The organism is Halobacteriovorax sp. (assembly GCF_041587335.1).
In the GTDB taxonomy this organism is placed as follows: Bacteria; Bdellovibrionota; Bacteriovoracia; order Bacteriovoracales; family Bacteriovoracaceae; genus Halobacteriovorax.
This window is the reverse complement of the sequence record NZ_JBFGYP010000133.1, coordinates 1-7534: the sequence shown is the minus strand read 5'-3', so window position 1 is coordinate 7534 and position 7534 is coordinate 1. Positions and strand designations below refer to the sequence as shown.

Genomic DNA, 7534 nt, shown 5'->3' with positions numbered 1-7534 from the left:
TACTTTTTCTTGTTGTAGCTTCTTAAGGAGTGATGTCCTCATATCATTACGAAGCTCCCATGCATCACTAGGGTTATCTGCCCAGGCCGCCAGCCAACACTTAATAGAGTCTTTCTCTAGCTCCATTACCCAAAACGCAGGTTCTTCAGTATTGGCGAAATACTTAGATTGCTTTGGACAATCTTTGGCCCATTCCTCTAGCTTCTCCAGATCAGTCTCTGGAGAAACATAGAATTCAATATGCGCCCAAATAAACTGATCGTTAATCGTAAGGTTTTGAATTTCTTTTTGAATTAATTTTGCATTTGGTATGACTACTCTATTCCAGTCCCACTTTTTAACGATAGAGTATGTAAGCCCAATCTCTTCTATGATTCCATAGTGACCATCAATGATGACAGTATCACCAATTTTTATAAATTTAAAAAATGAAATCACAACTCCTGAAAATAGGTTCTCAAGAAATGGTCTTAAAGCCACACCTGCAGCAACTGAAAATATTGCTGCTACAATTGAGATATATACTGAGGGGATTTGTCCTAAATATGGAACAAATACAAATAGTGACCATATAAAGAAAAGAGCTAATGGGAATGCTTTACTAATAAAAGAGAAGCGATCCTCAATAGCATGAATCCCCTTTGCTTTTATATTCCTTTCATCGTTTTCAATTGGGGAGTCCGTTTCTACGGCTCCGTGAATCTCTCTTTTCTTTATGTTCTTCAACTTAAGCTTTTCTGCTCTCTTAATAATAAGTCTGAAGTATAAGTAAAAAAGTATGAAAAAAAGACTCACACCCACTGGGTATGAGTAATCAGCAAAATATTGAAGCATTAGCTTTCCTTAATTAAATTTACCTTTGTTTTTGATAACACAAAGTATGTAAGCAGTCCCCCAATCATTCCAGGAGCAACTTCGAACATTGTACCAGCAAGTCCTAACTGTCTCCATAGTAGAGTGAACACAACTCCGATTATTACCATTGAAATTGCCGTTATTTCAGACACATACCTTTCCATTGCATAAATAAATAAAAGAGGTCCAAATGCGGCACCTAGAACTGACCAAGAGATAAGAACTAATTGAAACACGTTCTTACTTCCATACAGTGCAATAAGTAGTGCCATAATAGTCACAACTGCCGTTGTTAGCTTTGTCACCCAAAGCTTTGACTTTCCTTTTGGAAAGATATCCATTGTAAAGGCCGCTGAACAACTCAAAATTTGAGAATCTGCTGTCGACATAGTTGCAGCAAAAATACCTGCGAGAACAACCCCTATTAGAACCTCAGGAAGAAGTGCCTGACTCATTAAAGGTAGCGCCAACTCTGCATCAAAACTTGAAGACTCCGGAAGAATCACTCTCGCTGTTAGCCCTGCTCCAATTGTTAAAGCGTAAAAAGCTGTATACCAAATATAGTAATAAGCTCTTGTCGCATTCATACTCTCTGAATTATCAATAGTCATAAATCTAATCATAATATGAGGCTGCCCAACGATACCAAAGCCGCCAAAGACCCATCCCAATATAAATAAGAAAACGCCAATGGAATTATCTATGGCCAGACCTGTAGGGATAACACTTAAATAGCCTGGAGAAATTGCATCTAGACTAGAAATATATGACGTAAATCCACCTGCCGTATCTACTCCGACAAAGAACAACATAGACATTGCAACAATCATAACTACTGACTGAGCAGCATCTGTCCATATAGAGGCACGAAGTCCTCCAGCTAAACAGTAAGCAAAAACAATGATACTACCAATAATAGCACCTGTACTATAGTCCCAACCAAAGAGAACATGTAGTGCCTTACTACCTGCTTTAAATTGCGCAGCTGCATATACACCTAGAAATAAGACAGTAATTATTCCAACAAGCACTCGAAGTTTTTTGAACTCCCCGTCTTGCCAACGAGATAATACTCCACCAAAACTTAGCATATTCTTTTTCTCAGCTTGAACACGAAGTTTTTTATGAACAAAGTTACTGATCATATAGTCACCGAAGACCCACCCAATCATAAGCCAAATCGATTGTAGTCCACTAGTATATGTATAGCCAATCATACCGATAAACATGTAACCACTATTATTTGTTGCCACGGCCGATAGAGCTGCAAGCCAAGGTTTAATATCTTGTCCCGCCATTAGGTAATCTGAATTATTTTTTTTACTTTTAAAAGTTGAAGAAACTCCAATTAATACAAATAAGAGTAAAAAGAATAGGAAACTATACACAATCATCTATTGAGTCCTTTTGTTAAATTAATAATGTTATGTGATTTTTAAACTAGAAGCTTAATCTCTTATACCAAACATTCATGCTCTCAATACTTCCTGAGATATTGGTATTGTTTTTGAGTGTACCTGCATAGGAATAATCACTTCGTGAAAAAGTAATATTCATTCCAAATGATTTTGATCTCGCTATTGTATATGCCGTTTTAATACCCGATATCTTCATTCTTAAATCCATAATAGATAATAATTTAAGAGCTAGTCCCTTTCCTCTGTATTCAGGAAGAGTTGCAAAGTCAGTCATTTCAACGTTTTCACTTTCAAAGTCTATTTCACAAGATGATACTGCAACGATTTTCCCCTTGGACTTAACTCCAAATATACGTACATTATCCTGCATAGACTTCTTAACAAAGCTTCTATCAAAGATTGGAAATGGGTATGTTTTAAACACAGATTTATACACACTAATGATCTCATCGACATCAGTTGTATCGAGCTCTTCAACAGTACAACTAGAGGAGCAATCCTCAATAGGATCTTTCTTTTTCATAGTTGCAACGTTTACTACCGACTCGATAGAGTTAGTATCGACGCTCTTGCGACTATTGCTTAAATATTTAGAAAAGAAGTATCCATCGCGCTGTCCATTATATAAGTTTGGAACCTTTGCTTCTAGGTCATAATCTTCATCGCCAAAATACTTAGCAAATGAAGTTGAAACCTTGGCAAAAATCTTTCCGTACTTATTCGTCTTAGCAATACTCTCCACTTCACCTAGAGTTTCCTCTATGTTATCGGAGTTTGCTAATTTCATAATATACAGTCGATCGTTATACTTTCCATGCTGAGCGAGAGCGCCATTAACGCTCTCAAGCTGATCATAGTCCATTAATCTACTCGTGTTTAAGAATGATTATTATAATCTAGATAAGCAGTCTTTCTTAACTTTAAGCCCTGCTCTGACAGATCCAAGAGATCTCTTGAAATTCATTAATTGAATTTCATTCTCAAGATCTCTCTCTCGAATAGATTTCTCTTCTGCTGTTAGGTCTTTCTTTTTGCTTGAATGAATGTCTTTACTTTCTTTAAAATTTTCCATGTATCAATAGTAACGGACAATTTGTCTTTTCCGAAGTTTTAATAGCACTGATTCGTCTTTGCCGAACCACCCTAACAATAATAGATAGTTACATTGAATTAATTATTGAAACAACTCTCAATAAGCCTACTATTTAACTCTAGATTCTTCTTAGTTAATAATGTGTCACACTCATCATTATTTTTCAAAGAATCATCAAGCTCAACAATGCGCTCCCTTAAAAACTCTTTGGATAGTTTTTCATTTCCATATTCAATATACTTTTCACTTCCTTGATTTAAATGAATACTCATCTCAGTAACTCCTTTTTCTAATTTCTTTAAGAACTATCTCCCAGCATTCAACTCTCTTCAACATGAGTTCTTATCAATTAGGTTATCTCGAAGTAGACAAGTTGATCCTTCCTTCAAGTTTCATATTGCTCTATGCTTAATTGAACAGGGAGGTTCTATGTTTATTAAAAGAGGACAATTCAACGAAGAACGAACAACTAATAAATCGAAACCTATTCTAGTCACGCCTGAAGGTAAATCTTTTCAAGTAACATACATGTCGGCCTTTATATGGGAAGAGCTTGACGGAAGTACTTCTATTACTGAAGTTTCAAAGAAGATCGAAAACACGAGTAAGATTAACAAGCCCGAGTTATCAAATATAGTTGAGAGTATTATCCTACAGCTTAAAGATGTTGGTCTTGTTGGGCAGGTAAGCTAATAGTGAAATCAATCTACTTATTTGCTTTTCTTATTTTTGCCTCATGGAGTATAAGCTCAGATGCCGCCTGTACAACTAAGTACAAGAGTCATCTGAGAGGTGCTCCTACTACAGATGCCTCAATTATAAGTTCTCTACCTAAGTTCTCTCCATTACAAATAGTTGAAACACAAAACCATTGGGTGAAAGTTAAAGGCCTTAAATTTGAAGGTTGGATATTTCATTCACTCATCGATAAAGACTTGGAGTGTATGTCGGTGAAAGATACAAACAATTCATTCTGCCCTTCTAAACGGAATCAGAAAACGAGAGATATTGTTGCAACAGAAGGTTTTAGAATCTTAAAAAAAGAAATCGGCTGTAATCAAGTCTTAGATAAGTACGGAAAGCGAATCTGGCTTAACAATATTAGTGCCTGGCCAGAATCCACTTCTATGAAAATTCTAATTAATTAATATTTTACACTACAGCCGTATGGCTTAGACTTAGAAACCCTTACCTTTTCAGATACCTTAATCGAATCGATAGCTGCAGTTACATAATTAGTAGCACTCTTGATGTCACTCTTAGAAGCACTTGCAATACTATCAATTGCACCATAATACTTCACAAGGTTGTCTTCACCAATATAAACAATTTGAGGAGTCGTTTTTGCGCCGTAGAGCTGACCAACTTTTCCATCTAAATCTAATAACATATAATTAGCTTTAGACTTTTCTTCTTCTAGTCTATCTTTAGCTACAGAACTTGATGATAGGTAACCTTGCTTTCCCTCAGCTGAAGATACAATAGAAACCCAAGTTCCACCTGTCTGCTCTTTGAAATATTCCTGAGTTTTCTGCATATTATTTGAGTCATAATGCTTACGAACAAAAGGACAGCCATCGTTATACCACTCGAGAACAATTGGTTTTTTAAGCTTACTTAACTCCACTAGCTTTCCATCCTGACTTATCAATTTAAAGTCAATGGCCTTATCACCAGGAGACATTGCGAATATATTTGTTGAAAAAAGAAATGCGAAAAAGAGGATTTTCATTACTAACTCCGTTAAATAGTTTATAAAATTATAACCCTATAACGCAGTTAGAATAAATATATAATGTTAGACAAAGCTTTTTAGTTAAAGCAGCTTGATTCCATCTTTAGAAATGAGTATTTTCTTTTCCTTAAAGAGCATTCCTATAGATCCCTTAAAGGTTTTCTTACTCATATTTAAAAGTCTTTTAATCTCGTCTGGAGAGCTTTTATCATTCAGAGGGCTTTGTCCACCTACTCTAGCTAAATAATCAAGAACTACGTCTTTAGAGTCTATCATATTCCTAATACCAAGTACCTGAAGAGAGATATCAACGAGTCCATCGTCTCTAACTTTCTTAACATTAGCACTATACTCTTTACCTATTTGAATATCTTGAAAAATTTCAGAGTCATAAATCATTCCAATAAACTTCTTATTGATAATAACTCTATAACCTAAGTCTGTTTTATTTGCTGGGACTATAGTTACTTCATCATCCTTCATTATATCAAAGTCAGACTCAAGAATGTATTTTCCAAGTTTGGTAGTTCCAAAAACTCTATCTGTTTCTTCCTCTAAACAAACTCTTACTATGTGATCTTCAAACTTACGAACTTTAACTTTTTGCTCATTTCCAGGAACAAGTAAGTCTTTGTCTATACCCCAGTCAAAGAATGCACCAAACTCTTGTACTTCAATAACTCTCATTAAAGCGTACTCACCAACAAGAGCGTGAGGAATTTGATCAGTTGCAATTAAGCTTCCCTGAGTGTCTAGATAAACAAATACATCTAACTCTTGATTGACCGTAACGTTTACAGGGCCAAGGTTTGGAGGCATGAAAATCTCATCAATAGAGTCACTCTCCTCTTTTAGGTAATAACCTGAGCTAGATTCTCTACTTACAATTAATTTATTTACTCGACCAATTTCAATCACTACTTACTCCATTTTTTTTAACCTATGATGAAAGAACTAAACAATCAATGTAAATATTGGAAATCAGTAAAAACAATAGATATGTGACAAAAACCTAAACCTAAACAAAATTCAACCGAAAAGTTCCATAACATATGAAAATTAAGTATATATATATCACGATATTCACGGCTCTTGCGTACTTCGCCACGGCAAGGCTATCCCTTCTACTTGCTATTCCTCCAGGATTTGCAAGTGCAGCATGGCCTCCAGCAGGTATTGCATTAGCATGTCTATTACACTTTAGAGGTCACGCCACTCTTGGAATACTTATTGGTTCATTTCTTACAAATATGTGGCCGTATGTATCACTCTCCAATCTTGAAAGCATTCAAAGACCAATGGTCACAGCTCTCATAATTGGGATTGGTGCCGCACTACAATCCTATATCATCTACAGATCAATTAAATATTTTGATAAAAGTAAATTAAAACTAGATTCTAAAGAATCGGTATTTAAATTTATGTTGATCTGTGGTCCCCTTGGGTGTCTTACGAGCTCTTCCATCGGAGTAAGCACTTTATTCTTCTCTGGAATAATTTCGTCAAAGTCTTTTTTATTTTCTTGGTTCACATGGTGGACGGGAGATATTATTGGAACGATTACTTTTACACCGATATTAATTTCATTATTTCGAAGAAGTGAAAAACTGTGGGTAGGAAGAAGAAAGACCGTAACGCTACCTTCTGCAATATTATTTTCATTAATTGTTGTGATATTTATAAATGCAAGAAATTGGGAACAGCAAAGACTTGAGAATCGATTCAACACTAGATTCAAAGACATTACGACAACTGTAAATAGTTACTACCGATACTATCAAGATACACTTAACGCTGCACTTGCCTACATAAATAACTCTGAACGTATTACCCATATAGAGTTTCAAAAGTTTTCCTCTAAAATAATAAGGAAGCAATCTGGAATACGGGCTATTTCATGGAATAGAATTATTAAAGATGAAGACAAAGAAAAATTTATTCAAGAGATGAAATTAAATGGATATCCTAACTTTAGGATTACCGAGAAGAATGTTGATAATCAAATTATCGATGCTAAAAAGCGTGATGAATATATTGTCGTAACTCATATCTATCCTTATGAAGATAATATTAAAGCACATGGACTTGATGTATCCTTTTCAAGGACAAGAAAAGAGTCTCTAGACAAGGCTCATGAACTTGATGACACCTACTTAACAGGCGATATTACTTTAGTTCAAGATGGAGGTGACTTTTTCCCAAAAGGTTTTCTCTCTCTCTCACCAACTAAAGAAAAGAATACTGACATTACAAATGGCTACGTTGCAGGAGTATTTAACTATAAGAAAATGTTTAAAGAAATGCTCGCAAATAGTGATCTTGATGGTCTTGAAATCTTACTTATAAATAGTAATAACTCTATAGTTTACTCTAATGAAGATAGATATCAGGACAAAAAGTTTGATGATAAATTGAAAAATAAATTTAGTAAAG

The 7534-nt window shown here is 35.1% G+C and carries 10 protein-coding genes; 3 read left to right on the top strand and 7 right to left on the bottom strand.

From position 1 onward, the window contains the following. From ABX784_RS14215 to ABX784_RS14195, 5 genes are all read right to left on the bottom strand, one after another. A partial coding sequence (locus ABX784_RS14215) for a mechanosensitive ion channel family protein (RefSeq protein ID WP_372655722.1) occupies positions 1-834 on the bottom strand: 834 nt, incomplete at its 3' end. After that, a complete protein-coding gene (locus ABX784_RS14210) occupies positions 834-2249 on the bottom strand; it encodes a sodium/proline symporter (RefSeq protein WP_372655721.1) in 1416 nt (471 codons plus the stop codon). The genes ABX784_RS14210 and ABX784_RS14215, both read right to left, overlap by 1 nt. Positions 2250-2295: 46 nt before the next feature. Then, positions 2296-3135, bottom strand: coding sequence for a putative beta-lysine N-acetyltransferase (gene ablB, locus ABX784_RS14205; protein ID WP_372655720.1), 840 nt, complete (start codon positions 3133-3135; stop codon positions 2296-2298). 27 nt (positions 3136-3162) lie between these two features. Next, complete coding sequence (locus ABX784_RS14200) at positions 3163-3345, bottom strand: hypothetical protein (protein ID WP_372655719.1); 183 nt, start codon at positions 3343-3345, stop codon at positions 3163-3165. A 98-nt stretch (positions 3346-3443) separates the two neighbouring features. Further along, entirely contained in the window at positions 3444-3638 is a 195-nt protein-coding gene (locus tag ABX784_RS14195) for a hypothetical protein (RefSeq protein WP_372655718.1), read from the bottom strand. 157 nt (positions 3639-3795) lie between these two features. Between ABX784_RS14195 and ABX784_RS14190 the strand changes: the two genes are divergently transcribed. Together ABX784_RS14190 and ABX784_RS14185 are read left to right on the top strand one after the other, a co-directional pair. Further along, on the top strand, positions 3796-4059 hold the full coding sequence (locus tag ABX784_RS14190) for a PqqD family protein (protein ID WP_372655717.1): 264 nt from the start codon (positions 3796-3798) through the stop codon (positions 4057-4059). A 2-nt stretch (positions 4060-4061) separates the two neighbouring features. Next, positions 4062-4514: an SH3 domain-containing protein gene (locus ABX784_RS14185; protein WP_372655716.1), complete on the top strand. Its 453-nt coding sequence runs from the start codon at positions 4062-4064 to the stop codon at positions 4512-4514. On the opposite strand, the gene ABX784_RS14180 is transcribed toward ABX784_RS14185, so the two are convergent. Next, the gene (locus ABX784_RS14180) at positions 4511-5098 is read right to left on the bottom strand and encodes a redoxin domain-containing protein (protein WP_372655715.1); all 588 of its coding nucleotides are present in this window, start codon (positions 5096-5098) and stop codon (positions 4511-4513) included. The two genes, ABX784_RS14185 and ABX784_RS14180, sit on opposite strands and share 4 nt — an antisense overlap. Positions 5099-5182: 84 nt before the next feature. Continuing rightward, positions 5183-6019, bottom strand: a complete 837-nt coding sequence (locus ABX784_RS14175) for a S1 RNA-binding domain-containing protein (protein ID WP_372655714.1) — start codon at positions 6017-6019, stop codon at positions 5183-5185. A 134-nt stretch (positions 6020-6153) separates the two neighbouring features. Here ABX784_RS14175 and ABX784_RS14170 point away from each other — a divergent pair. Then, positions 6154-7534, top strand: a 1381-nt coding sequence (locus tag ABX784_RS14170) for a CHASE domain-containing protein (RefSeq protein WP_372655713.1), incomplete at its 3' end; no start/stop codon positions are given.